Origin of the sequence: Protofrankia sp. Cr1, assembly GCF_963555865.1 — a bacterium.
Lineage (GTDB): Bacteria > Actinomycetota > Actinomycetes > Frankiales > Frankiaceae > Protofrankia.
In genome coordinates this window covers 3,282-3,973 of sequence record NZ_CAUVXO010000533.1, presented here as the reverse complement: position 1 = coordinate 3,973, position 692 = coordinate 3,282, and the positions used below count along the sequence as shown (strand labels likewise).

Genomic DNA, 692 nt, shown 5'->3' with positions numbered 1-692 from the left:
CGGGCCGGTGTCCCCGCGTCCACATTGCTGATCGCCGCTGGCACCGAGTACGACGAACGTCTTGATGAGGCCCGCCGGCTCGCTCCCCGTGCCGGTGTGGCCGTCGCGGACGTCGCCCGAGCCGAGCTGGACCGGCTGTGTGGTGCCGCGCCGCATCAGGGGCTGGCACTGTCGGTGCCGCCGTTCCGGTATGCCCATCCTGATGATCTTCTGGCCCGTGCGCAGGCGGCGCCGCCGGGACTCCTGGTGGCATTGGACGGGGTCACCGACCCGCGTAATCTCGGCGCGGTGATCAGATCGGCGGCGGCGTTCGGCGCGCACGGTGTGGTCGTCCCCGAGCGGCGGGCTGCCGGTGTGACGGCGGCGGCGTGGAAGACGTCGGCGGGTGCCGCGGCCCGGTTGCCGGTGGCGCGGGCGACGAACCTGGTTCGGGCGTTGACGGCTTGGGCGGAGGCCGGCATCTTCGTTGTCGGGCTGGCCGCGGACGGCGAGATCAGCCTGGATGATCTGGATATGATCTTCGACCCGCTGGTCGTGGTAGTCGGTTCAGAAGGACGCGGTCTGTCACGGCTGGTCGGGGAGCGTTGCGATCTGACGGTACGGATCCCGATGGTCGGTGCTGTCGAGTCGCTCAACGCCGGAGTCGCCACCGGTGTGGTGCTTGCGGAGATTGCCCGCCGTCGTCGGGTCGA

Annotated in this window: 1 protein-coding gene; it reads left to right on the top strand. The window is 70.5% G+C overall.

All coding sequences use genetic code 11. From position 1 onward, the window contains the following. Positions 1-692 (top strand): 23S rRNA (guanosine(2251)-2'-O)-methyltransferase RlmB (gene rlmB / locus U9980_RS25305; RefSeq protein ID WP_322770221.1); only part of this gene is annotated, 692 nt, incomplete at both ends.